Here is a 23,588-nt window from a genome sequence, read left to right on the forward strand (position 1 = left end):
CGGGCGAAAAAAAAGGACGGCAACAGCCGTCCTTTTTTACGTTTCAAGCGTACCGTTTATTTTTTCAGCGTCTTTTCCAGCGCCAGCTGGTAGTCCGTCTTTTCGTAGCCGGCCAGGTATTTGTTCGTCGCGTCGAGGAAGGCGCGCGAGCGGTAGGCCGCTTCCAGGTCCTTGACCCATGGCTTGGCCTTGTCGGCCGTGCGGATGGCGACCAGGTTGATGTAGCTGTCCGAGATCTTTTCCACGGCGAGGGCCGAGGTCAGCTTCATGCCGGCGGCCAGGGCGAAGTTGCCGTTGACGAAAGCGTAGTCGGCGTCCGCCAGCGAACGTGGCAGCTGCGCCGCTTCCAGCGGCACCAGCTTCAGCTTCTTCGGGTTTTCCAGCACGTCGCGCTCGGACGCGCGCAGCGGGTCGACGTTCGGTTTCAGTTTGATCCAGCCCATCTTGGCCAGCATCACCAGCGCGCGCGCCTGGTTGGTCGGGTCGTTCGGCATGGTGATGGTGGCGCCGTTCTTGACGTCGGCCAAGGATTTTTGCTTGCCGCCGTACAGGCCGATCGGCATGGTCGGCACGGTGATCAGGGGGCTCAATGGCAGCTTGTTATCGGTGGCGAACTTGGTCAGATAGACGATGTGCTGGAACACGTTGGCGTCCAGCGAGCCTTCGGCCAGCGCGTAGTTCGGCTGCACGTAGTCGTTGAATTCCACGATCTTGACCTTGTAGCCCTGTTTTTCCAGGATGGGCTTGATGCCCAGCTTCAGCTGGTCCGAATACGGGCCGGAACTGGTGCCGATGACGAGTTCTTTCGGGTCCTTGGCGTGGGCGGCGGTGGCGAAGGCCAGGCTGGTGGCGGCGACGAGCAGGGTGCGGCGAATGTGGTTCATGCTTTTCCTTGTACTGAAATACTGAAGATGAATTAACGTTTGTCGAGGCGCTTGGCGATGCGCGTGCCGGCGAACTGGATGGTTTGCACCAGCACGATCAGGATGGCCACGGTGGCGACCATGATGTCCGTCTCGAAGCGGTAGTAGCCGTAGCGGATGGCCAGGTCGCCGATGCCGCCGCCGCCCACCACGCCGGCCACGGCCGAATACGACAGGAAGCTGATCGACAGCACGGTCAGCGCCAGCACGAGGCCGGAACGCGCTTCGACCAGCAGCACGCGGAAGATGATCTGCATTTCCGACGCGCCCATGGCGTGCGCCGCCTCGATCACGCCGCGCGGCACTTCGCGCAGGTTCTGTTCCACCAGGCGCGCCAGGTAGGGAATGGCGGCGAACGACAGCGGCACGCTGGCCGCCAGCGGGCCGATCGAGGTGCCCGCGATGATGCGCGTAAACGGCGTCAGGGCGACGAGCAGGATGATGAAGGGGAAGCTGCGTACGGTATTGACCAGCCAGCCGAGGATCATCGACAGCGGACGGTTTTCCAGCGACTGGCCTTCCGATACGAGGAACAGCAAGATGCCCAGCGGGCCGCCGACCAGGATGGCGGCCGTGAGGCCAATGCCCAGCATCGTCATGGTCTGGCCCAGCGCCACCCAGATTTCCGGCAGCAGGTTGATGACGTTATTGATCGATTCTTCAAACATGTGTTGCATCCTTCCATGCGGTGGCTTCAAACGCCTCGGTGCCGTAATAAGCCAGCTCGCGTCCCAGCGCCGTCTTGCGCGGGGTAGCCGTGTCGCTCAAGTCGAATTGTTCGGCGATGGCGCCTTTTTCCACGACGGCGACGCGGTTGCAGATGGCGCCCAGCACCGACAGCTCATGGCTGACGATGACGATGGTCACGCCGAGGCGCGCATTGATGTCGCGCAGGGTGTCGAGCAGGGCGCGCGTCGTTTCCGCGTCCAGCGCGGACGTCGGCTCGTCGCACAGCAGCACGTCGGGGTGGCTGGCCAGCGCGCGGGCGATGGCCACGCGCTGCTTCTGCCCGCCGGACAATTGGGCCGGATAGCTGTGCAGCTTGTCGGACAGGCCGACGAGCGCCAGGCACTCCTCGACCCGGGCGGCGATCTGCTCGCCCTTGGTCGTGCCATGGATTTTCAGGGGGAAGGCGACGTTGTCGAAGACGGTGGCATTCTGCAGCAGATTGAACTGCTGGAAAATCATGCCGATGTTCTGGCGCGCATCGCGCAAGTCGCTCTTGCTCAGGCTCGTCAATTCGCGCCCGGCCACGGTAATGGTGCCGCTGTCGGGACGCTCGAGCAGGTTAATCAGACGCAGCAGGGTCGATTTGCCGGCGCCGCTCTTGCCGATCAGGCCGAAAATATCACCGGGATAGACTTCCAGCGTGACCGATTTGACCGCGTGGAATTGTTCGCCTTTGGGCAGCGCGAAGGTCTTGTTCGCGCCATCGATGCGAATCACCGGCGTACGGTGGGATGTGGTCATGCAGTGTTTCCTTTTTTATTGGACCGTGACAGGCGCGCTTGCAGGGGCCAAATCGCCCAGCCTGTTACGTCGGTTGCGTAGTATACCTCCGATCGTGTTATTACTCCTACGACAGAATCTTGCTTTGAATATGCAAATAATGTCTATGCGTCCGTTTTCAAGTCAAAAAAGCGGGAAAGCGGCGTTCTTGCCGAATTTAATCGCGTGGAGGGGCGTGCGGGAGCCGCATCCTGGTGAAAAGTTCGCCGCGCCCTGCGGACGCCTCGCGGTACTTTTATGTGCGGTTCGGCTCACTTGCCGTTTCTTCGACGTGGACAGGGCCGTTTACTGCCCGCCATTGCCTGCTTCGCGGGCAGATTCTGCCCCGCTGGCGGCAGGGCCTTCCGGACGCCGCAGCAGGTAGACGAGCACGGCGATTTCCATGGCGCCCACCATGGCGATGACCCACCACGGCGGATGGCCCAGGCACATGGCGACAAAGCCGATGGCCATGCCCAGGCAAGCCATGGCCTTGCCGCGCCGCGAGACGGCGCGATGCTCGCGCCATTGGCGCAGCGGCGGACCGAAGCGGCGATGGTGCAGCAGCCAGTGTTCGAGGCGCGGCGAGGCGCGGCTGAAGCAGGCGAGGGCGAGGATGAGGAAAATCGTCGTCGGCATGACGGGCAGCATGGCGCCGATGATCCCCAGCAGCACCATCAGGGCGCCGGCGGCCGTCCACGCCCAGCGGCGCAGGCGTGCGCCATGCGCTTCAGGCAGCGGCGTCCGGGCGTGCGGTTGCCGCATCAGGCGAGGGCGCCGGCTGTGGGGCCGTGGCCGCGGAGCGGGGAGGCGGCGGGAAGCGCCTTCAAGGTGCGCATAGCGTGGCGGGTGTGGCGGGTGGCCGTCATGTTTTTTTCTGTGCTGTGTTCTGCTCTATTATGGATGAATCAAGGCGACGCTGCATGCCCGCCAGGGCCGTGATGATAGCAATCCCGGAGAATAATAACAAGAATCATTCTCATTTGATGATCTGATAACGCTGGATATTTTTGGCAATGCAGACAATAATCGGCAGCAGAAGACGCCGTCACGGACATCGCTGCCGTTATTATCGAATTTTTCGATGCTAACTAGGTATATTTTTCGTTTTACATCGATCTTCATGCCATGCATAATCTGTTGCAACTGAAGCCGGACAATCAGCCGCAGCGCTTCCCGCCTGCAGCTGCTTGCGGTTTTGACATCCTCCACTCCTATCAGGAATCCATCATGAAAAAACTGCTCGCTTTTATCGCCGCCGCCGGCTTCTCCCTGTCCGCTTTTGCCGCTCCTGAAGTCTACGTCATCGATGGCAGCCACACTTTCCCCCGTTTCGAGTACACCCACATGGGCTTCTCGACGCAGCAAAGCCGTTTCAATAACACCACCGGCAAGGTCACGCTGGACCGCGCCGCCAAGACGGGCGCCGTCGAAGTGCTGATCGACACCAAATCCGTCGACACGGGTTCGACCCTGTTCAACTCGCACATCCAAGGCGAAGACTTCCTCGACACGGCCAAGTATCCGGTCGCCACCTACAAGTCGACCAAGTTCAACTTCGACGGCGACAAGCTGGCCTCCGTTGAAGGCAATTTGACCCTGAAAGGCGTGACCAAACCAGTGACCCTGACCGTCACCTCGTTCGCCTGCGCACCGCACCCGATGCTGAAGAAAGACGCTTGCGGCGCCAATGCCACGGCCAAGATCAAGCGCTCGGAGTTCAACGCCGGCAAATATGCGCCGGCCGTCAGCGATGATGTCACGTTGACCTTCGCCATCGAAGCCATCAAACAGTAATTTTTAGACCCGATATCTGCACTGCCGGGGTCGGACCCTGAGGGTCCGACCCCAGTTTTTGCTCTTGGTTTGAAGCTGAAAAAAACGGCGGGCAAATAGCCCGCCGTTTTTTTTCGTCCAGGTAGTCGGTATCACGCCAGGTGATGCACCTCCTGCTGCCCATACACGGGCGTGTTCAACCCTTCCATGCGCGCCTTCAGTTGCAGCGACAGGTACTGGGAATAATGGCGCGACTGGTGCAGGTTACCGCCGTGGAACCACAGCGCCTGCTGCTGCGTGGGTTTCCACATATTGCGCTGTTCGCCCTCCCACGGGCCAGGGTCCTTCGTCGTGCTTGACCCGAGTCCCCATACCTTGCCCACCTTGTTCGCCACCTCCGGAGAGATCAGGTCCGCCGCCCAGCCATTCATGGAGCCGTAGCCGGTGGCGTACACCACCAGGTCGGCTGGCAGTTCCGTACCGTCGGACAGCACGATGGAATGGGCTTTCAATTCCTGCACGCCGACGCCGCTTTTCAGCTTGATCTTGCCCTCGGCGACCAGCTCGGAGGCGCCCACGTCGATGTAGTAGCCGGAGCCGCGGCGCAGGTACTTCATGAACAGGCCGGAATCGTCGTCGCCAAAGTCCAGCATGAAGCCCCGTTCTTCCAGGCGCGCATAAAAGTCCGCATCGCGTTCGCGGATGGCCTTGAAGACGGGCTTCTGGAAGTCGGCCAGGATCTTGTACGGGATCGAGGCGAACGTCAGGTCGGCCTTGTTTGTGGTCATGCCGGCGGCCAGCGCCCGTTCCGAATACAGGTCGCCCAAGGCCAGGTCCATCAGCGAATCGGACTTGACGATGTGCGTCGACGAGCGCTGTACCATGGTCACGTCCACGCCCGCTTCCCACAGGGCGGCGCAGATATCGTGCGCGGAATTGTTCGCGCCGATGACGACCACCTTCTTGCCCACGTACGCGTCCGGTCCCGGATGCTGCGACGAGTGCTGCTGCTCGCCCTGGAACACCTCCATGCCCTTGAACTTCGGCATGTTCGCCTTGCCCGACATGCCCGTGGCCAGCACCAGCTGCTTGGGTTTCAGGGTAACGGGCTGGCCGTCGCGCAGCACCTGCACCGTCCACTCGCCCGTGGCTTCGTCGAAGCTGGCCGATTCGCAGGAAGTCGAACCCCAGTAGTTCAGTTCCATCACCTTGGTGTACATTTCCAGCCAGTCGCCGACCTTGTCCTTCGGCGTGAAGACGGGCCAGTTGTCGGGGAACGGGATGTAGGGCATGTGGTCGTACCAGACGGGGTCGTGCAGGCACAAGGACTTGTAGCGCTTGCGCCAGCTGTCGCCGGGGCGCGCGTTTTTCTCGATGATGATGGTGGGGACGTTCAGCTGGCGCAGGCGCGCACCGAGCGCGATGCCGCCCTGGCCACCGCCGATGATGACGCAGTAGGGCTGGCGCGCGTAGCCCAGTTCCGCCGCTTCCTTCTCGCGGTGCTCGAGCCAGCTGCTGCGGTTGGTGCGCGCGCCGTGTTCCGCGCCCATGGGCCGACGGCCGCCCTTGGCTTCCTCAAACCCCTTCAATTCGCTCATGGTGGTGAGCAGGGTCCAGATCTTGCCGTCACGGATGCGGATGAAGCCCACGCCGCGCGCCACGTTCGTTTCCACCGTGATCCAGCTTTGCAGCACGCCGCCGGCTTCCACCGCATGCTCGCCATCGGCGATGCGGATGGAGACCGGCTGCACGGCGCCCAGTTGCGCGGCCAGCATGGCGGCGATCTGCTCGCGGCCTTCCAGGGTTTTCAGGTTCCAGGTAAACAGCACCAGGTCGCGCCAGTAGCCGTCCTGTTCGAACAGTTGCGCGGCGCCCGTGCCGTCGCTGGCGCGAAGAAAGCCTTCGAGCTGTTCCAGGACGCCGGCCACGGCCAGGTCGTGCGGGTTGATATCGGTTTGCATCGTGTCTCCTCCAAGTCTGCTGACTTTATGATGGGATGCGGCTGTGTTGCCGCTGACGATGTTGTAACACTGGCGTTCCGGCGCCGCATTGCGCAGCGCAGCATGGCCGCTACTGAGACGGAAGTCTCAGCGCGTTTGTCGCATCATTGCCGGTGCGGCGCCACGATGTGCAGTTGCTTGAGGCGCCGGTACAGGGTGGCGCGCGAGATGCCCAGCATGGCGGCCGCCTGCAGCGGGCGCCATTTGGCGGCGTTCATGGCGTGGACGATGCGCGTGCGTTCGGCCAGTTCCGGCGCCGTGTAGGCCACCACGTCTTGCGCGGCGGGCGCCTCGCGCATGGCGTGCGGACGCGCCTTGGCCGATCGCTGCGGCGCGCGCACGCGCGCATGCAGCCAGGTGCTGCCGCCGGCCAGGCGCAAGGACAGCAGACTGCGTCCCGCGCGCGCATCGAACAGCCTCTCGGCGCGCACTTCCAGCACGTCCGCGACGGGACGCGGCAGGCTGCCGAGGCCCGCGATGACGTCGCGCGCGCAGCGGTTGGCGGCGACGATGTCGCCATGTTCGTCGATGGCGAGCAGTATCTCCGGCTGCACTTCGACGAAGTGGCGGTTGCGGTGCGCCAGCAGGATGCAGCAATGGCTGTAGGACTTGAGGAAAAAACCGTCCTCGATCAGGGTCGCGCCTTGCCGCACCAGCTGCTTGACGAGGCGCTGGCTGTCGCGCGCGTCGGGTGAACGCAAGGCCGACGCATCGAGCACGCCGATCAAGTCGCCGTGCGGCGAAAAGATCGGCGCGGCGCTGCAGGTCAGGCCCGTGAACGCGGCGCGAAAATGGTCGGTCTTGTGCACGGTGATGGCTTCCTGGTCGAGCAGCACGGAGGCGATGCCGCACGTGCCTTCCTCTTCTTCCGACCAGCACGAACCCGGGTACAGGCCAGCCTTTTTGAAATCCTTGCGCTGGTCCGTATCGACCGCGTAATCGATCGTCACGCCGCGCGCATTGGCGAGGATGACGCAATAGCCCGCTTCACGCACCATGGCGTGCAGGCGCGGCAGGCACTGGCCCGTGGAACGCAGAAAATCTTCCTCGGACTGCTGGATGGCGCGCAATTCGGCGCCCGTCAGGATGCGCGGCCCCGTGGTGGAAGCGGGGTCGAGCCGGTAGTCGTCGAGCGAGCGCCGGTACGACGACGCGAGCCTGGCCGTATCGGCGCCCGGATTGACGATACGGCCGGCGATCAGGTCGCGCACGCGGTCGATATGGCTGGTCTGGCGGACGTAGGGCATGGCGCTCTCCAGTGTCTCGTGTCAGTTTTTATGGTGTTTTCGTTTGTAGCACGAAGCGCCAGGCCGCGCATCCTGCGCTGCAGCATGGCGCGCGCGTGAGACGATGGTCTCAGCGTGTGGCCCGCACAATAGGATGCCGTAGAACAAGATAAAAAAGTTTCTCTGTTAGCATGCATCGCATGAAGCGAGCGCCGCCGCCGGCGCCAGCCATGACAGGAGAAATGCATGACGACACTGCCACCAACCCGCCGCCTGGCCCTGGCCGCCGCCTGCCTGGCGCTGGCCGCCGGCGCCCATGCTGCAGAGACGACGGCGCCGCTGTCGGCCGCCGCCAGCGACCCGGCCGCATTGCAATGGATGGTGGGCGCGCCGCCGCCGGCCGATAAAATCATCCGCTTCGACGATGGCAGCTATTTCAATTTTCCGCAGCTGCGCTGGAGCGTGTCGCACTTCCGCCAGCTGATGCCGACGGTGGCAGTGTCACGCGGCTTGACCGCGCCCCTGCCTTTGCGGCGCGCGCTGCGCAAGGATATCGACGGCCTGCGCTTCACGCCACTGGGCGCGAAGGAGACGATGACGTGGGAGCAGTCGCTGGGCGCCAATTACACGGACGGCATCGTCGTGCTGCACCGGGGCCGCATCGTGTACGAACGCTATTTCGGCGTATTGAAGGAGGGCGGCCAGCATGGCGCCATGTCGGTGACGAAGTCCGTGATGGGCACCATCGGCGCGGCCCTGGTGGCCGAAGGCAAGCTCGATCCGGGCAAGAAGGTGGCCGAGTACGTGCCGGAACTCGCCAAATCCGCGTTTGGCGACGCCACCGTGCGCCAGGTGCTCGACATGACCACGGGCCTGAAATTCAGCGAAGATTATGCCGACCCGAACGCGGAAGTGTGGCAGCACGCGGCGGCCGGCAATCCGCTGCCCAAGCCCAAGGATTACGCGGGACCGCGCAGTTATTTCGAGTATCTGCAGACGGTGCGGCATGAGGGAAAACATGGCGAGGGCTTCGGCTACCGCACGGTCAATTCGGACGTGCTGGGATGGATCATCGCCAGGGTCACGGGGCGGAACGTCAACGACTACCTGTCCGAGCATGTCTGGCAAAAGCTGGGCGCCGAGCAGGATGCCTATATGTCGGTCGATTCGACGGGCACGCCGTTTGCCGGCGGCGGCTTGAGCGCGGGCTTGCGCGACCTGGCCCGCTTCGGCGAGATGCTGCGCAACGACGGCCGCTACAACGGCCAGCAAATCATTCCGAAGGCGGCCGTCGACGATATCCGCCGTGGCGGCGACAAGCAGCTGTTCGCCAAGGGCGGCTACGATTTGCTCAAGGGCTGGAGCTACCGCGACATGTGGTGGGTCACGCATAACGACCATGGCGCCTACATGGCGCGCGGCGTGTACGGCCAGCGCATCTACATCGATCCGAAGGCGGAAATGGTGATCGTGCGTTTCGCCTCCACGCCGACGGCGGCCAACGCGGCCAACGATCCGACCACCACGCCAGCCTTTGAAGCGCTGGGCAAGCTGCTGCTGGCCAGGCCGCAGTAGGCTGCCAGGTTGGCCCGTGCCAGCCGTGCGGCGAAACGGGCACAACTGCAATACACTATCCTTTCGTCATCATTTATTGCTTGAATGGCAATTCAGGCATCGCACGCAAGGGAGCGCACCGTGGAAAGCAGCCCGCCGGATCAACCGCGCCCGCCACGCTGGCGGCGCCTGCTGTGGCCGGCCGCCCAGCTGGGCTCGGCCTTCAAGCTGACGGGCACGCATCTGCTGCACCACGTGATCGGCGCCAGCCTGATCGCCGCGCTGATGCTGGCGCTGGAAGGGTTTCACGTGCTCGAATGGCTCGATGCGGCCATGCTGCGGGCCAGCGCGGCGCAGGAGCAGTTGCTGGACCGGGGCAAGGACCCGGGCGCCGCCTACCGCCCCGGCATCATCGAAATCGACCAGCCCGCGTTCGAACAGGTCTTCGACGAGCGCGAACCGCTGGAGCGCTCGCGCCTGGAGCAATTGATCGCCAGCGCCGCCGCGCGCGGCAGCAAGGTGCTGGCCATCGACCTGGACCTGGCGCCGGCCGTGTACGAACAGCACAAGGCGGGCGAGCGGCCGCTGGACCGCCTGCTCGACCGGCTGGCCGCCGATGGCCGTCAACTGGTGCTGATCCTGCCCGAACAATCGGACCAGAACGCGAACCTGCCGTGGATACGCGCGCGCTGCGCGGCCGGCATTCATTTCGCCAGTCCGCGCATCCGCGAGCGCATGGGCGCCGTCACGCGCATCGAGCTGAAAAGCCCCGTGCTGGCGGCAGTCGCCTTCGAGCTGGCGCATGGCGCCGACGAGCAGGAACAGAAGCAGCCCATGCCGGCCACCTTGTCCGAGCAAAAGGAAGTGCTGGCGCTGGCCGGCCGCGTGTGCCAGCTGGCCCGGCGCACGAACAGCGAAAAGGAGCTGGCGCGCTGGGCGTTCGAACCCGTCATCCGCGGCGACGCCAGGGCGGCGGCCGAACAGAATGCCGTCACGGCGCCGTTCCACCCGGCCGCCGTGGCGCCGCAATTCCTCAACCCCACGCGCACGCGCGTCAAACTGATCGATGGCCAGGCCGGCGTGGACGCCGGAGCGCCGCGCAAGGATGTCGTGTACATCGGCAGCACGTATGACGTGCGCGACCGCTATACGACGGCCGAAGGCGAGCAGGCCGGCCTGCACCTGCACGCGGCCGCCCACACCTCGCTGGGCATCGGCACGGCCGACGTCAACAAATATGCGGTGTTCGTGGCCGATATCGTCATCGGCGTGCTGCTGGGCTGCCTGTTCGGCGGCCTGTGGACCCTGTACGGCCGCGCCGAGCTGGCCATCGACAAGCGCATGGAAGACCACGATGTCAGCCGTTCGCACCGCATGGGGACACTGGCCGAATTCTATGGCATCCGTCTGATACTGGCGCTGGTATGGGCCTCGCCGCTGGCCATCGGCGCGCTGGCCATCTACCTGTCGCGCGGCTTGCTCGAGCAGGGCTGGTGGGTCAATCCCGGCCCCCTGATCGCCGGCATGTTCCTGCACGCGATGTCGCTGCGCGATGAAGCCCACCATCCGCACGAGGAAGTGCCGGGCCTGTCCGTGTGGGCGCAGTTGCGCCGCACGCATCCGGGCATCGTGCTGGTGCAGGCGCCGCTGGCGGTGCTGCTGTTGATCATTGCCCTGATCTAGCGCAAACCGTGGCGCCGCAGCGGCGCTACACTGGGCGCCTTTTTCATTTGCAGGAGGATGCCATGCTGAGCGGAGGATGTTTATGCGGCGACGTGCGCTACGAAGCGGGCACGGGCGCCTTCCATGAAACGGCCTGCCATTGCTCGATGTGCCGCCGCGCGTCGGGCGCGCCGTTCGTTGCCTGGTTCAGCGTGCCGAGGGCGAATTTTCGCTGGCTGCGGGGACAGGCCACGCCCTATGCTTCCAGCGAACACTGCACGCGCAGTTTTTGTCCCTGCTGCGGCACGCAGCTGACGTTCGAGGATGAGCGCGACCCGGACGAGGTCGGCTTGACCACCGGTAGCCTGGACAGCCCGGAACAGCTGCCGCCTCACAGCCATATTTATACGGACACGCAACTGGAGTGGGTGAAGCTGGCCGACGGTTTGCCACGGTATCGCGGGGAGCGTAGCGAGGGGTAGGTCGGATTAGCGGCGGCACGCCGCGTAATCCGACAGGTGCTGCCGACGATGTTGTCGGATTACGCCCTCCGGGCTAATCCGACCTACGTGATCAATGATGTCGGCCTATCAGCTTCAAGCCCGGCGGCAGCGCCTCGCCCAGCATGCGCTTGGTATTCGCTTCGTCCAGCTGCGTCACTTCGCTGACCATGGCCTGCCACAGGGACGGGGCGCCGACGGCTTTCAGGCGGGCGAGGATGGCGGCGCGCAGCTCGTCGCCGATGTCGCGCGAGCGGTCGCCCGTCATGCGCGCCAGGTGGGCGGCGGCAAACGCCGCCGGTTCCGTCTTCTTCCAGTCCAGCGCCAGCAGCACGTCCAGCCAATCGGACACGGTGGCGCTGTCGACCACTTCGTGCGCGCTGCCGTGGAAGGGCTGGCGCGCGCCGACCCTGGCCAGCGCCCACAAGGTATTCGTGTCCGCCGCTTCGCCTTTCTTGCCGGCTTTCTCCAGCCGCTTGATCAGCCAGGCGCCCACTTCCGCCTTGTAGGCGCCCGGGATGCGCTCGAGCGACGCGCCCAGGCGCAGCATGTCGTCGTCGCTGCCGTTCACCAGCGTGACGGGGCGGCTGCCGCGCTGGGCCGCGTCGGCTTGCAGGTTGAAGGCGAAGTCGTCGAGCAGGCGCAGTTGCTGCTCCGAATTCAAGCCGCCGGCCACCCGGCGCCACAGGGTCCACCATTCGGCGCACACCTGGTTGTCCTTGTGGTGCTGGACGCCCGTGTCGAACAGGGCCCACAGCTGCTCGATGCGCCATGGATCAAGCGCATCGCCATAGCCGGGACGCAGGCAGTAGCCGGCCAGGTTCAGCCACACCCGCTCATGCTCGGCGGAGCGGCGCCGGCCGCGTGCGCGCAGCATCAGGGCGTCGAACAGCTGGCGCAGCAGGGGAGTCTCCCAGCTTTCGCGTCCGCCCAAGCCTCGTTCCAGGTGCTGGCGCAGCTGGCGTACTTCCTTGACGTCGACCTTTTGCGCCTTGCCGCCGAAAATGCGCTCGATCTTCTCGATGGCTTCTTTCACGCGTGGCGGCACGCTGGACGTTTCTGCCGGCGCTTCGTCTTCGCCCCGTAATTGAAATTCCAGCAGCCAGCGCTGGCCGGCGTCGGCTTCGGCCACGCAATGCACTTCCAAAGTCCCGACTTCCGTCATGACGGTTGCCAGCTGCACGGTGATCTCTCGCTTGTCGCCGCTTTCCGCCTGCAGCACGCAGGCCAGCGGCGGCAGGCGCAGGTATTCGCCGGCGTCCAGGTCGACGATCTCGCCCAGTCGCGGCGGCGTGCCCGCTTCGGCAAGCGAGGTGGCCAGGTGGAAGCGCACGGGCCGGCCCAGGCGCAGCGCGAACAGGCGCTCCGTCAGGCGGATTTCTTCGCCGCTGGCGCTGCCGCGGGGCAGGATGCACACGGCCCGGTGGTCCTTGCCCGCTTCGCCCAGCACGAGGAAATAGCTGCGCGGCGAGCCGCCGCCGATGCGCGGCGCCTGGCCACGGCGGGCCAGCGCGTAGGCGACGGCGCCACGGGCCACGGCCACGTCGGGATTATCGTTGTGCAGGATGGTGAGCGGAGCACCGCGCCAGTGGGCGAGCGTGTCGGCCAGGCGGCGCGCCAGCGCGTCGGCGCGGAACACGCCGCCGTTCAGCAGCAGGGTGTCGGGCAATGCCCCTTGGTGTTGCTGCAGAAAGCTGGCCAGGTGGCGCGTGATGGCCGCGTCCTGCGCATACGGCAGGCCGAATTCGACGATGCCCGCGCGGCCTTTTTTCGCCGTCTCGGTGAATTCCACCTTCGGGAAGAAACCGTCGACCACCATGGTCGCCACTTCTTCGCGCGTGATGTCGGCCGAACGGCTGCCGCCGATCAAACGCGACCCGCCGCCCAGCAGGGTGACGGTGGCCTTGTCGGGCGCGTCCTGCGACAGCAGCAGTTCCTTGGCGGCGCGGCAGCGTTCCATCAGCTGCGACAATCGCGCGGCAGACAGCTTCATGCCGCCGTCGATGCCAGCGGCCATGCGCGTTTCCACGAGGTGGGCCAGCGCCAGGTCCATATTGTCGCCGCCCAGTATCAAATGGTTGCCCACGCTGCTGCGCGTGAGCTGCGGTTCGCCGTCGTCATCGAAGGCCACGTCGATCAGGCTGAAATCCGTGGTGCCTCCCCCCACGTCGCAGACCAGAATGCGGCGCGTGTCGGCCAAGTCGTCGCGCAGGGTGGCGCGCCGGCGCTGCAGGTAGTCATAAAAGGCCGCCTGCGGTTCTTCCACCAGCCGCAGGGTGGGCAAGCCCGCCATGCGCGCCGATGCCAATGTGAGTGCGCGCGCACCCTCGTCGAACGAGGCGGGGATGGTCAGCACCAGTTCCTGCTCTTCCAGGGGAGAGTCCGGGAAGCGGTGATTCCACGCGGCGCGCACGTAGGCAAGGTAGCTGGCGCTGGCCGCCACGGGCGACACTTTGGCCACATCGGCATCGGCGCCCCACGGCAGGATGGGCGCCTGGCGGTCCACGTTCGCATGCGACAGCCAGCTCTTCGCGCTGGAAACGAGGCGTCCCGGTACCTGGGCGCCGAGCTGGCGCGCCAGGGCGCCCAGCACGGCATGCTCCAGGTCCTGCTGCGGCCAAGGCAGCTGCAAGTCGCCCGCCGCCAGTTCGCCGGCGGCGGGATGGTAGCGCAAGGAGGGCAGCAGCGGGCGTGCGCCCACTTCGCCGGGAGCGACCAGCTGCTCGATGGCGAACAGGTTTATTTCAGCCTGCGCATCATTCGCCTTGGCATAGGCCACCACCGTGTTGGTGGTGCCCAGGTCGATGCCGACCAGGAAGGCCGGCTTGCCCTCAGCGCCGCGCATGCTTATGGCTGCGGCGTGCCGCGCACGTCGAATTCCACTTTCCAGCGCTCGGCGCCGTCAGTGGAAACGGCCAGCAGTTCCAGGGTGCCCGCTTCCGTCACGCGCGCATGCAGTTTCACCTGCACCACATCGCCAGCCTGACGGCCTTCGGCGGACAAGGTCGCCTGGATTTCGCTCAGTTCCTGCAGTTCATCGGGACCCCAGAAGTCGAGCAGGTCGCCGATCTGGTCGTTGCGGCGCGTGGACGAGGCGAAGAAGCGGAAGTGCACGGGTTCGCCCACGACGAGGCCGAATTGCTGGCCCGGCAGTTCCAGTTCGCTGCCTTCTTCCATGCCGAACGGCGCCACGCACAAGGCCTGGATCGGCGGTTCCATGCCGGGGATGGCGGGCATGGCCGATTCGATGGCGACATAGAAGGAACTGGCCGTGCCGCCGCGGATGCGCACGCCATGGCCGCGCCGCACGTAGCTGTAGTAGGCCGCGCCGCGTGCGACGGCCAGGTCCAGGTCGGCCCCGGCCAGCATGCGCGCCGGTTCCGCGCCTTCCATGTACAGCCAGTCGTTGACGGTCGCCATGATGCGCTGGACCAGCAAGTCGGACTTGAAGACGCCGCCGTTGAACAGCACGGCCGTCGGGTGCAAAAAGCTGGCGCCGTCCGCCTGGCGGCCCGCAAAGCCTTCCAGTTCGGCAGTCGCCGCCACTTGCCGGCCCAGGAAGGCGGCCAGGTGGCGCGTGATGGCCGCGTCCTGCGCATACGGCAAGCCCAGTTGCGTCAGGCCGGCGCGCGTGCGTACGGCAGGGCGGCTCGATGCTTCCACTTGCGGGAAGAAACCGTCGAGGATGAAGGTGGACACTTCCGCGCGCGTCAGTTCCGTGCGGATGGAGCCGCCGATCAGTTTCGAGCCGCGGCTCGGCACGACGATGGGTGCCGTTTCCATGCCACTGTCTGCCAGCAGGCTTTCCTTGGCGCTGCGGCAGCCATAGGTCAGCGCACGCATTTGCCAGGCGTCGAGCTGGGTGCCGTTGGCGGCCAGCTTGCGCGCCACCAGGTGGGCCAGCGCCAGGTCCATATTGTCGCCACCGAGCAGGATGTGTTCACCGACGGCCACGCGGTGCGGTTCCAGCACGCCGTCGCGTTCGAGCACGGCGATCAGCGAAAAGTCGCTGGTGCCGCCGCCCACGTCGACGACCAAAATGATGTCGCCCGGCTTGACTTCCTTGCGCCAGCGTCCTTCGCTCGTCTGGATCCAGCTGTACAGAGCCGCCTGCGGCTCTTCCAGCAAGGTCAACGAGGAATAGCCAGCCGCCTGCGCCGCTTCCATCGTCAGCTCGCGCGCGGCCGGGTCGAACGAGGCGGGAATCGTCACCGTGATTTCCTGCTCGGCGAACGGCGCTTGCGGGTGGGCGTTGTCCCAGGCCTGGCGCAAGTGCGTCAGGTAGCGCGTGGCGGCCGTGATCGGCGAGATGCGCGCCACTTCGGCCGGCGCGTCGTTCGGCAAGATGGCCGCGCGGCGGTCCACGCCCGGGTGGCACAGCCAGCTTTTCGCGCTTGACACCAGACGGATAGGCGTGGTGGCGCCGCGGCTGCGGGCCATTTCGCCGACGACGAACGGCGCTTCCGCTTCCTCGGTAACCCAGGGCAGGGCCAGGTCGCCGGCCGCCACTTCATCGGCGTGCGGCAGGTAGACGAACGATGGCAGCAGCGACAGTTCTTCGACGGTGCCCGGCGCCGACAGTTGCGGCACTTTCAGCACGCCGTGGCTGGACTTTTCGCCGTCGCTCTCGACCAGGTTCACATACGACAGGGCGCTGTGCGTGGTGCCCAGGTCGATGCCGATGGCGTAGCGCGCGGTGTTCGGGGTGGCGTTCCTTGTGTCGTTCACAGTTCCACCTCGGCCGGTGCCAGGATGGCGGCGTCGTGCTGCGCGCTCAGTTTCGGCAGGCGCACGCTGGAGGCGCGCCAGCCGCGGTGGCTCAAGGTACCCGTGAATGGCGCCGAACCGACCACGTTGCCCGTCAGGCGCACCTGGGCGGAGTCAAAACCTTCCTGCAGGACGATGCGGCTGCCCTCGGCTTCCTGGCGCACGGCATCGATGGTGAAATATTCGCGCATGACCTTGGCGCAGCCTTCATGCACGACGCGGGCGGCCGCGCCGATGTCGGCGTCCGCATGACTGCCCAGGTTTTCCTGCGTAAAATCGATCAAGCGCGCTTCGCGTTGCAGCAGGGCCAGCAGTTGCAGGGCCGCATCGGGCGTCGCTTCCTTCAAGATGACGGGCGCGGCGGCCGGTGTCGGCACGGGGGCTGGCGCCGGGGCCGCTGGCGCGACGGGAGCAGCCTCGGGCAAGGACAGCTTTTCCACGCGGGCCGCATAGGCGGCGTCCGACAGGGTGCTGAAGAAAGCGCCGAAAGCCAGCGGGACACGGCGCCAGAACGATGGGTGGGACGATGATGTGCTCATAGGGAACTCGTTTCTCTGATCTGTAGGGTGGCGTCGGCGGCGCGCCCGGTGGCGGGGCCGCTTCGCAGGGTAGTGCCTGTGCCGGGCCTGTACGGCCGGCTGCGTTTGCCCGCATGATACCAGCTACCGGCCCGGCGCCAAAGTCGCCGCCGCCCGCGCAGCCAGTCCGGCGCGTGGATTTTCTTTGTTCCTGCGCAAAGAAACGGTGAATGTTGCGCCGCTTCGACTAAAATCGCGCATTATCTTTTCGCCTTGCCTTTATGCCATGTCTACCGACTTTTCCCCCTATCTAGGCAGCAGCCTGTATATCGACAGCGACCATCCGGCCGTGCGTGCCAGGGCGGCCGAACTGGCGGCAGGTGCCGTGGGCGACGCCGCCATCGCGGCCCGCTGCTTTGCCTTCGTGCGCGACGAGGTGGCCCACAGCTGGGATTACAAGCGCAATCCCGTCACTTGCCGCGCTTCCGACGTCTTGCAGCATGGCACGGGATACTGTTATGCGAAGAGCCATCTGCTGGCCGCGCTGCTGCGCGCCAACGGCATTCCCGCCGGCCTGTGCTACCAGCGCCTGGCCGTGGGCGAAGTGGGGCCGCCGTTTTGCCTGCATGGTTTGAATGCCGTGTATCTGCAGGAGTTTGGCTGGTACCGCATCGATGCGCGCGGCAACAAGCCCGGCGTCGATGCCGCCTTCACGCCGCCACGCGAGCAGCTGGCCTTTCCCGTGCTGGCGCCCGAGGAACGCGACTTGCCGGAAATCTGGGCGGAACCGCTGCCGCAGGTGGTGGCGTCGCTGACGCAATACGCCACCGTGCAGGACGTGGCGGCGCACTTGCCCGATATCACATTGCTGCCGCTGCAAAAATAATCCAGGAAAAAAATCATGAAAAAAGTGTATGTGGGTCTGATCGGCCTGATGCTGCTGGCCGGTTGCGGCGGCAAGGGCGAGAGCGGCGGGCAATCGAGCGCCGCGCGTCTCGATGGCAAGGAAAAGGGCAGCGAGTTTCTGGCCTATGAACATAATGTCGGCGTCGATACGCGCGAGGCGCAAGTGCGGCCCCTGTATGAAAAAGTGGTCGCCGCCTGCAAGGCCGATACGGAAAACGGCTGTCTGCTGCTCGATTCCAGCCTCGACAGCGGCCGCTACGTGCATGCGCGCATCAGCATGCGCGCCAAGCCGGCCGGCATCAAAAAGCTCGTCGCGCTGGTCGCGGCCGAAGGCGACGTCACCAGCCAGGGCACCAAGGTGGAAGACCTGGGCCGCCCCGTGCTTGACAGCAAGAAGCGCCTGGAGATGCTCAGGCAATACCAGGCCCAGCTGCAAGACCTGGAAAAACGCTCGGGCACGAATGTCGATGCCCTGATCAAGGTGACCAAGGAACTGGCCACCGTGCAAGTCGAGCTGGAGCAGGCGACGGCGGCCGACGCGCTGTTGATGCAGCGCATCGATACGGACTTGCTGAACGTGGCCATCAGCGCCGAAGGCAAACAATCGTTCTGGACGCCCGTCAAGCGCTCGCTGGGCAATTTCACGGACAACCTGTCGGAAGGCGTGGCCAACGCCATCACGGCCATGGCCTACATCCTGCCGTGGCTGATCGCTTTCGTGCTGCTGTTCCCGCTGGGACGCAAGGGCTGGCGCCGTTTGCGCGGCATCAAGCGCTAGGCGCGCACCGCAGATGTGAACAGGGCCTGCACTCGGCAGGCCCTGGAGCGGCGTTACATGCTTGCCGCAGCTTGATCAAGCGTGATGGTTCGAAGTGTTGGCAGACACGACTTCGGCCGCTTTTTTCGGGCGTTTCTTGATATTGCTGCCCGTACTGCCTTCATCGTCGACCTTGACCTGGCTCGTGCTGATGCCACCCGCCGGGGCCGTAGGTGCGGCGCATGCGCTCAACAGCAACAGGGCGCACGCGCCCGCGATCATATTTTTCATGAGTGAACTACCTAAGTGAGTGAAGTAAAGGGAAAGAAGCAAGTACCGCGCTGATTTCATGTTTACTTACGCCGCCAGGCAATGCGACGCAAGAGAGTCATATCTTAGTGCGCTTATCAAGAAAGCTCAATTAGTTTTTAGATAACTCCGGATTCCCCAGGAAGTGGCGCTGCTGCACCAAAACGGTGGGCCGCGCGCCACCCTGTCTCCCAGTGCTCTCCACTGCAGGGCAATGTACCTGGCATGCATTCTGCTTTAACAACATCGTATGCCCAGCTCGACCCCCACGAACCCATCACAGGAGTCCCCATGTCACGACGCATCATCCTGAAAGCGGCCGCCGCCGGCGCACTGGCCCTGGCCACGTCCACCTATATGCAGGCAGCCCTGGCCGCCGATACGATCAAGGTGGGCATTTTGCACTCGCTGTCGGGCACCATGGCCATTTCCGAAACGTCGCTGAAAGACGTGGCCTTGATGACGATTGCCGAGATCAACGCCAAGGGCGGCGTGCTGGGCAAGAAGCTCGAGCCTGTCGTCGTCGACCCGGCGTCGAACTGGCCTTTGTTCGCGGAAAAAGCGCGCCAGCTGGTGGCGCAGGACAAGGTTGCCGTCGTGTTCGGCTGCTGGACATCCGTGTCGCGCAAATCCGTCTTGCCTGTGTTCAAGGAACTCAACAGCCTGCTGTTTTACCCGGTGCAATACGAAGGCGAGGAACTGGAAAAGAACGTGTTCTATACGGGCGCCGCGCCGAACCAGCAGGCCATTCCCGCCGTGGAATACCTGATGAGCAAGGATGGCGGCGGCGCCAAGCGCTTCGTGCTGCTGGGTACGGATTACGTGTATCCGCGCACCACCAACAAGATCCTGCGCGCCTTCCTGAAAAGCAAGGGCGTCAAGGATAGCGATATCAGCGAGGTCTACACGCCGTTCGGCCATGCCGACTATCAAACCATCGTCGCCAACATCAAGAAGTTTTCCACGGGCGGCAAGACGGCCGTCATTTCCACCATCAATGGCGACTCGAACGTGCCGTTCTACAAGGAACTGGGCAATGCGGGCTTGAAAGCCACGGACGTGCCTGTCGTCGCGTTTTCCGTGGGAGAGGAAGAGTTGCGCGGCATCGATACCAAGCCGCTGCTTGGCCATCTGGCGGCGTGGAATTACTTTGAATCCGTCAAGAACCCCGTGAATGCCGCGTTCATCAAGCAGTGGAAGGCGTACGCCGTGGCACAAAAACTGCCGAACGCCGGTTCGGTCGTGACGAACGACCCGATGGAAGCGACCTATGTCGGCATCCACATGTGGGCGCAAGCCGTGGAAAAAGCCAAGTCAACGGACACGGACAAGGTGATCGCCGCCATGGCCGGCCAGAGCGTCAAGGCGCCGTCCGGCTTCACCCTGACCATGGATGCGACGAATCACCACCTGCACAAGCCCGTGATGATCGGCGAGATCAAGGCTGATGGGCAATTCAATGTCGTGTGGAAAACCAAGGAACCGATACGCGCCCAGCCGTGGAGCCCGTTTATCAAGGGGAATGAGGGCAAGCAGAAGTTGTAGGGCGCTATTACCCACCAGCAAATGCCGGGGTCGGACCCTGAGGGACTAGGCGTCCCCATCCGACCCCAGTCCTCGCCTTTGGGGTAAGCGAACTCGCCCCGTGCAGTTTTTCCATGGAACTTACAATGAGGTTCATCCCCAAACTGCTGGTCCTCGCCTGCCTGCTGTTCTCCTCGCTGGCGCAGGCAGCCATTTCCCCCGACCTGCTCAAACCGCTATCCGGCGACGACCCCGATACAAGGGTCGCCGCCGTCGCGCAGATCGCCGCCCTGGCCACGCCAGAGGCGGCCAGGGTACTGCAAGCCTTGCAGGACGATCAGCTATATGCCGCACCCGACGGCAAGGTCTACATCGTCGACGGCGAGCAGGCGTATGACCCGTCGACCAGCAAGAGCGTGCCGCTGCCCGAGGGCATCGACGGCGTCATGGTCAACAACCGCTTGCGCTCGGCCGTGGCGGGCGCTTTGTCTGGGCTGAAACTGCTGGCGCCCGAGCGGAGCACGCGGCTGGCCGCCGCGCAGGCGCTGCAGCAATCCGTTGATCCGGCGCAGTTGCCCCTGATCCACAAGGCGCTGGCGCAAGAGAGCGATGCCGAGATCCAGCAGATATTGCAAGTGCTGATCGCCAGCGCCAACCTGCACGCGCCAGACGCCGCCACGCGCAAGCAGGCCGTGCAAGATCTGGCGGGCAGCAGCGATGCCCGACTGCTGCCCGTGCTGCAAGCCATGCTGGAGAAAGGGGGCGAGCCGGACGAAGTAGTGCAGCTGGCCGCCATCGACACCATGGGTCAGATCAAGGGACGAGTGGCGCGCATGGAATTCGCCGGCAATGTGTTCTACGGCATTTCGCTGGGTAGCGTGCTGCTGCTGGCCGCCTTGGGGCTGGCCATCACCTTCGGCTTGATGGGCATCATCAACATGGCGCATGGCGAATTGCTGATGATAGGCGCGTACACGACGTATCTGTGCCAGCTGTTCTTCCGCACCTATCTGCCTGGCCTGCAGGATGCCTATCTGCTGGCCGCCTTGCCGGCCGCCTTTTTCGTCGCGGGACTGGTGGGCGTGGCGCTTGAGCGCACGGTCATCCGCTGGCTGTACGGGCGGCCGCTGGAAACCCTGCTGGCCACCTGGGGCATCAGCCTCATCCTCATGCAGACGGTGCGCACGATCTTCGGCGCGCAAAACGTGGAAGTGGCCAATCCCGCGTGGATGTCGGGCGGCGTCACGGTGCTGGGCGGCCTCGTGCTGCCGTACAACCGCCTGGCCATCATCGGCTTTGCCTTTGTTGTCGTCGTGGCCGTGTGGCTGATTCTCAACAAGACACGGCTGGGCCTGTTCGTGCGGGCCGTGACGCAAAACCGCCGCATGGCCGATTGCGTGGGCGTGGCCACGGGCAAGGTCGACATGCTGACCTTCGGCCTCGGTTCCGGCATCGCCGGGCTCGGTGGCGTGGCCCTGTCGCAGCTGGGCAATGTGGGGCCGGACCTGGGCCAAAGCTACATCGTCGATTCCTTCATGGTGGTGGTGCTCGGTGGCGTGGGTCAGCTGGCCGGCACCGTGATCGCCGCGCTGGGGCTGGGCGAAGTGAACAAATTCCTCGAACCGGTGGCGGGCGCCGTGCTGGCGAAGATCGCCATTCTCGTGTTCATCATCATTTTCATCCAGCGCCGGCCGCAGGGCCTGTTTGCCATGAAGGGACGCAGCGTCGAATGACTACCTCCTATCAATCCAAGCAGGGCCTGTTCACGCGGCCCGTCTGGCTGGCCATTGCCGCATGCACGCTGCTGGCGGCGCTGTTGCCGATTTTTAATCTGGCGTTTGCCGAAGGCCATGCGCTGCACGTGTCCGCCTACACGGTGGCGCTGGTGGGCAAGTTCATGTGCTATGCGCTGGCCGCGCTGGCGCTGGACCTCGTCTGGGGCTACACGGGCATCCTGTCCCTGGGCCACGGCGTGTTCTTTGCCTTGGGCGCGTATGCGCACGGCATGTATCTGATGCGCGCCATCGGCGACCAGGGCCAGTATCACAGCAGCTTGCCCGATTTCATGGTCTTTCTCGACTGGAAAACCTACCCCTGGTACTGGGCTTTCACGGAACATTTCTGGTACTGCATGGCGCTCGTCGTGCTGGTGCCGGGCGTGCTGGCCTTTGTCTTCGGTTACTTTGCGTTTCGCTCACGCATCAAGGGCGTGTATTTTTCCATCATCACGCAGGCGATGACGTATGCCTTCATGCTGCTGTTTTTCCGCAATGACACTGGCTTTGGCGGCAACAACGGTTTCACGGACTTCAAGACCATCCTTGGCCATGACATCACGGCGCCCGCCACCCGGGCCGTGCTGTTCCTGCTGACCCTGGCCTTCCTGCTGGCGGCCTTGATCGGCGCACGCGCCATCGTCCGCTCGAAACTGGGCAGGGTGCTGCAGGGCGTACGCGACAGCGAAGCGCGCTTGATGTTCCTCGGCTACAACCCGCTGTGGTTCAAGCTGTTCGTGTGGACCTTGTCGGCCGTGCTGTGCGGCATCGCCGGCGCCCTGTACGTGCCGCAGGTGGGCATCATCAACCCGTCCGAAATGTCGCCGGCGAACTCCATCGAAATGGTCGTGTGGGTGGCCGTCGGCGGGCGCGGTACTTTGATCGGCCCCATCCTGGGCGCATTTACCGTCAACGGCTTGAAAAGCTGGTTCACGGCCGCCTTGCCGGAACTGTGGCTGTTCGCGCTGGGCCTGCTGTTCATCGTCGTCACCCTGTTCATGCAGCAAGGCATGCTCGGTGTGTTGAGCAAGCTCAAACGCAGGAAAACGGCCGTCGTGGCAGAGGAGGCCGCATGAGTATCCGCATGTTGCCCGGCATGGCCGGCACGGAAACGGGCGCCAGCTATTCGCGCGTCAAAGGCGAGGGCGTCGACACGGCGCATGGCGCGATTTTGTACCTGGAAGACATCAGCGTGTCCTTCGACGGCTTCAAGGCCATCAACAAGCTCAGTCTCGATATTTCCGTGGGCGAATTGCGCTGCATCATCGGTCCGAATGGCGCGGGCAAGACGACGATGATGGATGTGATCACCGGCAAGACGCGGCCCACCTCCGGCACGGCCTGGTTTGGCCAGACCATGAATCTGGCCACCATGACGGAAGCGCAGATCGCCCACGCGGGTATCGGCCGCAAGTTCCAGCGTCCCACCGTGTTCGAGCAGCACACGGTGTTCGATAATTTGGAACTGGCGATGAAGATGGACAAGCGCGTGGCGCCCACCCTGTTTGCCCGTTTGACGTCCGAGCAGGCGGACAGGATCGAAGCCATCTTGCGCCTGATCCGCCTCAACGGCCACGAGGCGCGGCCGGCCGGTTTGCTGTCGCATGGGCAAAAGCAGTGGCTGGAAATCGGCATGCTGCTGATGCAGGAGCCGCAGCTGATCTTGCTCGATGAACCCGTGGCCGGCATGTCGGACGCGGAAACGGCGCGCACGGCGGAATTGCTCAATGAGTTGCGCGGCAAGCATTCGATCATGGTGGTCGAACACGACATGGGTTTTGTGACGGACATTGCCCAGCAAGGCATCGTCACCGTGCTGCATGAAGGTTCCGTGCTGGCGCAGGGCCGCATGGACGAAGTGCAGGCCGACGAGCGCGTCATCGAAGTCTATCTGGGAAGGTAA

20 protein-coding genes are annotated in these 23,588 nt (G+C 64.4%); 10 read left to right on the forward strand and 10 right to left on the reverse strand.

The window, feature by feature from the left end; translation table 11 throughout:
* Positions 1–56: 56 nt before the first annotated feature.
* The 4 genes from BLU39_RS14960 to BLU39_RS14975 all read right to left on the reverse strand — a co-directional run bounded on the left by BLU39_RS14960 (position 57) and on the right by BLU39_RS14975 (position 3,176).
* Positions 57–884, reverse strand: a complete 828-nt coding sequence (locus BLU39_RS14960) for a MetQ/NlpA family ABC transporter substrate-binding protein (protein WP_072452913.1) — start codon at positions 882–884, stop codon at positions 57–59.
* A gap of 32 nt (positions 885–916) precedes the next feature.
* Positions 917–1,591 carry a methionine ABC transporter permease gene (locus BLU39_RS14965; protein ID WP_092714284.1) on the reverse strand — a complete coding sequence of 225 codons (675 nt, stop codon included), beginning with the start codon at positions 1,589–1,591 and terminating at the stop codon, positions 917–919.
* The gene (locus BLU39_RS14970; protein WP_092714286.1) at positions 1,584–2,393 is read right to left on the reverse strand and encodes a methionine ABC transporter ATP-binding protein; all 810 of its coding nucleotides are present in this window, start codon (positions 2,391–2,393) and stop codon (positions 1,584–1,586) included. Before BLU39_RS14970 ends, BLU39_RS14965 begins: the two co-directional genes overlap by 8 nt.
* A 324-nt stretch (positions 2,394–2,717) precedes the next feature.
* Positions 2,718–3,176 (reverse strand): YbaN family protein, encoded by a 459-nt coding sequence (locus tag BLU39_RS14975; protein WP_092714288.1) that lies wholly within the window; start codon positions 3,174–3,176, stop codon positions 2,718–2,720.
* Positions 3,177–3,641: 465 nt separating this feature from the next.
* Between BLU39_RS14975 and BLU39_RS14980 the strand changes: the two genes are divergently transcribed.
* On the forward strand, positions 3,642–4,208 hold the full coding sequence (locus tag BLU39_RS14980; protein WP_034756709.1) for a YceI family protein: 567 nt from the start codon (positions 3,642–3,644) through the stop codon (positions 4,206–4,208).
* A 131-nt stretch (positions 4,209–4,339) separates the two neighbouring features.
* Here the strand turns inward: BLU39_RS14980 and BLU39_RS14985 are convergent, their stop codons facing one another.
* Both BLU39_RS14985 and BLU39_RS14990 read right to left on the reverse strand, forming a co-directional pair.
* Entirely contained in the window at positions 4,340–6,148 is a 1,809-nt protein-coding gene (locus tag BLU39_RS14985) for an NAD(P)/FAD-dependent oxidoreductase (RefSeq protein WP_092714290.1), read from the reverse strand.
* Positions 6,149–6,291: 143 nt separating this feature from the next.
* Positions 6,292–7,434, reverse strand: coding sequence for a sigma-54-dependent Fis family transcriptional regulator (locus BLU39_RS14990; protein WP_092714292.1), 1,143 nt, complete (start codon positions 7,432–7,434; stop codon positions 6,292–6,294).
* Positions 7,435–7,659: 225 nt separating this feature from the next.
* Between BLU39_RS14990 and BLU39_RS14995 the strand changes: the two genes are divergently transcribed.
* The 3 genes from BLU39_RS14995 (at position 7,660) to BLU39_RS15005 (ending at position 11,111) form a co-directional block, all read left to right on the forward strand.
* Positions 7,660–8,988 (forward strand): serine hydrolase domain-containing protein, encoded by a 1,329-nt coding sequence (locus BLU39_RS14995; protein ID WP_092714294.1) that lies wholly within the window; start codon positions 7,660–7,662, stop codon positions 8,986–8,988.
* A 120-nt stretch (positions 8,989–9,108) separates the two neighbouring features.
* Positions 9,109–10,650 carry a CHASE2 domain-containing protein gene (locus BLU39_RS15000; RefSeq protein ID WP_175539319.1) on the forward strand — a complete coding sequence of 514 codons (1,542 nt, stop codon included), beginning with the start codon at positions 9,109–9,111 and terminating at the stop codon, positions 10,648–10,650.
* A 62-nt stretch (positions 10,651–10,712) separates the two neighbouring features.
* Positions 10,713–11,111, forward strand: a complete 399-nt coding sequence (locus tag BLU39_RS15005; RefSeq protein WP_092714298.1) for a GFA family protein — start codon at positions 10,713–10,715, stop codon at positions 11,109–11,111.
* A gap of 91 nt (positions 11,112–11,202) precedes the next feature.
* Here the strand turns inward: BLU39_RS15005 and BLU39_RS15010 are convergent, their stop codons facing one another.
* The 3 genes from BLU39_RS15010 to BLU39_RS15020 are packed head-to-tail and all read right to left on the reverse strand — an operon-like array spanning position 11,203 to position 16,435.
* A complete protein-coding gene (locus BLU39_RS15010; RefSeq protein WP_092714300.1) occupies positions 11,203–13,974 on the reverse strand; it encodes an Hsp70 family protein in 2,772 nt (923 codons plus the stop codon).
* A 2-nt stretch (positions 13,975–13,976) separates the two neighbouring features.
* Positions 13,977–15,857 (reverse strand): Hsp70 family protein, encoded by a 1,881-nt coding sequence (locus tag BLU39_RS15015; protein WP_092714303.1) that lies wholly within the window; start codon positions 15,855–15,857, stop codon positions 13,977–13,979.
* A complete protein-coding gene (locus BLU39_RS15020) occupies positions 15,854–16,435 on the reverse strand; it encodes a DUF2760 domain-containing protein (protein ID WP_070305115.1) in 582 nt (193 codons plus the stop codon). Before BLU39_RS15020 ends, BLU39_RS15015 begins: the two co-directional genes overlap by 4 nt.
* Positions 16,436–16,700: 265 nt before the next feature.
* Here BLU39_RS15020 and BLU39_RS15025 point away from each other — a divergent pair, with 265 nt between their 5' ends.
* Both BLU39_RS15025 and BLU39_RS15030 read left to right on the forward strand, forming a co-directional pair.
* The gene (locus tag BLU39_RS15025) at positions 16,701–17,300 is read left to right on the forward strand and encodes a transglutaminase-like domain-containing protein (protein ID WP_092714305.1); all 600 of its coding nucleotides are present in this window, start codon (positions 16,701–16,703) and stop codon (positions 17,298–17,300) included.
* 15 nt (positions 17,301–17,315) lie between these two features.
* Positions 17,316–18,098 carry a DUF4349 domain-containing protein gene (locus BLU39_RS15030; RefSeq protein WP_092714307.1) on the forward strand — a complete coding sequence of 261 codons (783 nt, stop codon included), beginning with the start codon at positions 17,316–17,318 and terminating at the stop codon, positions 18,096–18,098.
* Between the two features lie 75 nt (positions 18,099–18,173).
* On the opposite strand, the gene BLU39_RS15035 is transcribed toward BLU39_RS15030, so the two are convergent.
* Positions 18,174–18,368, reverse strand: coding sequence for a hypothetical protein (locus BLU39_RS15035; protein ID WP_139178297.1), 195 nt, complete (start codon positions 18,366–18,368; stop codon positions 18,174–18,176).
* 309 nt (positions 18,369–18,677) lie between these two features.
* Between BLU39_RS15035 and urtA the strand changes: the two genes are divergently transcribed.
* The 4 genes from urtA to urtD all read left to right on the forward strand — a co-directional run bounded on the left by urtA (position 18,678) and on the right by urtD (position 23,588).
* Entirely contained in the window at positions 18,678–19,931 is a 1,254-nt protein-coding gene (gene urtA, locus BLU39_RS15040) for an urea ABC transporter substrate-binding protein (RefSeq protein WP_092714311.1), read from the forward strand.
* A 125-nt stretch (positions 19,932–20,056) separates the two neighbouring features.
* Positions 20,057–21,643 (forward strand): urea ABC transporter permease subunit UrtB, encoded by a 1,587-nt coding sequence (gene urtB / locus BLU39_RS15045; RefSeq protein ID WP_092714313.1) that lies wholly within the window; start codon positions 20,057–20,059, stop codon positions 21,641–21,643.
* Positions 21,640–22,761 (forward strand): urea ABC transporter permease subunit UrtC, encoded by a 1,122-nt coding sequence (urtC, locus tag BLU39_RS15050; RefSeq protein WP_092714315.1) that lies wholly within the window; start codon positions 21,640–21,642, stop codon positions 22,759–22,761. Before urtB ends, urtC begins: the two co-directional genes overlap by 4 nt.
* A complete protein-coding gene (gene urtD, locus BLU39_RS15055) occupies positions 22,758–23,588 on the forward strand; it encodes an urea ABC transporter ATP-binding protein UrtD (protein ID WP_092714317.1) in 831 nt (276 codons plus the stop codon). The genes urtC and urtD overlap by 4 nt, the downstream gene beginning before the upstream one ends.

Origin of the sequence: Janthinobacterium sp. OK676 (assembly GCF_900103595.1) — a bacterium.
GTDB lineage: Bacteria > Pseudomonadota > Gammaproteobacteria > Burkholderiales > Burkholderiaceae_D > Janthinobacterium.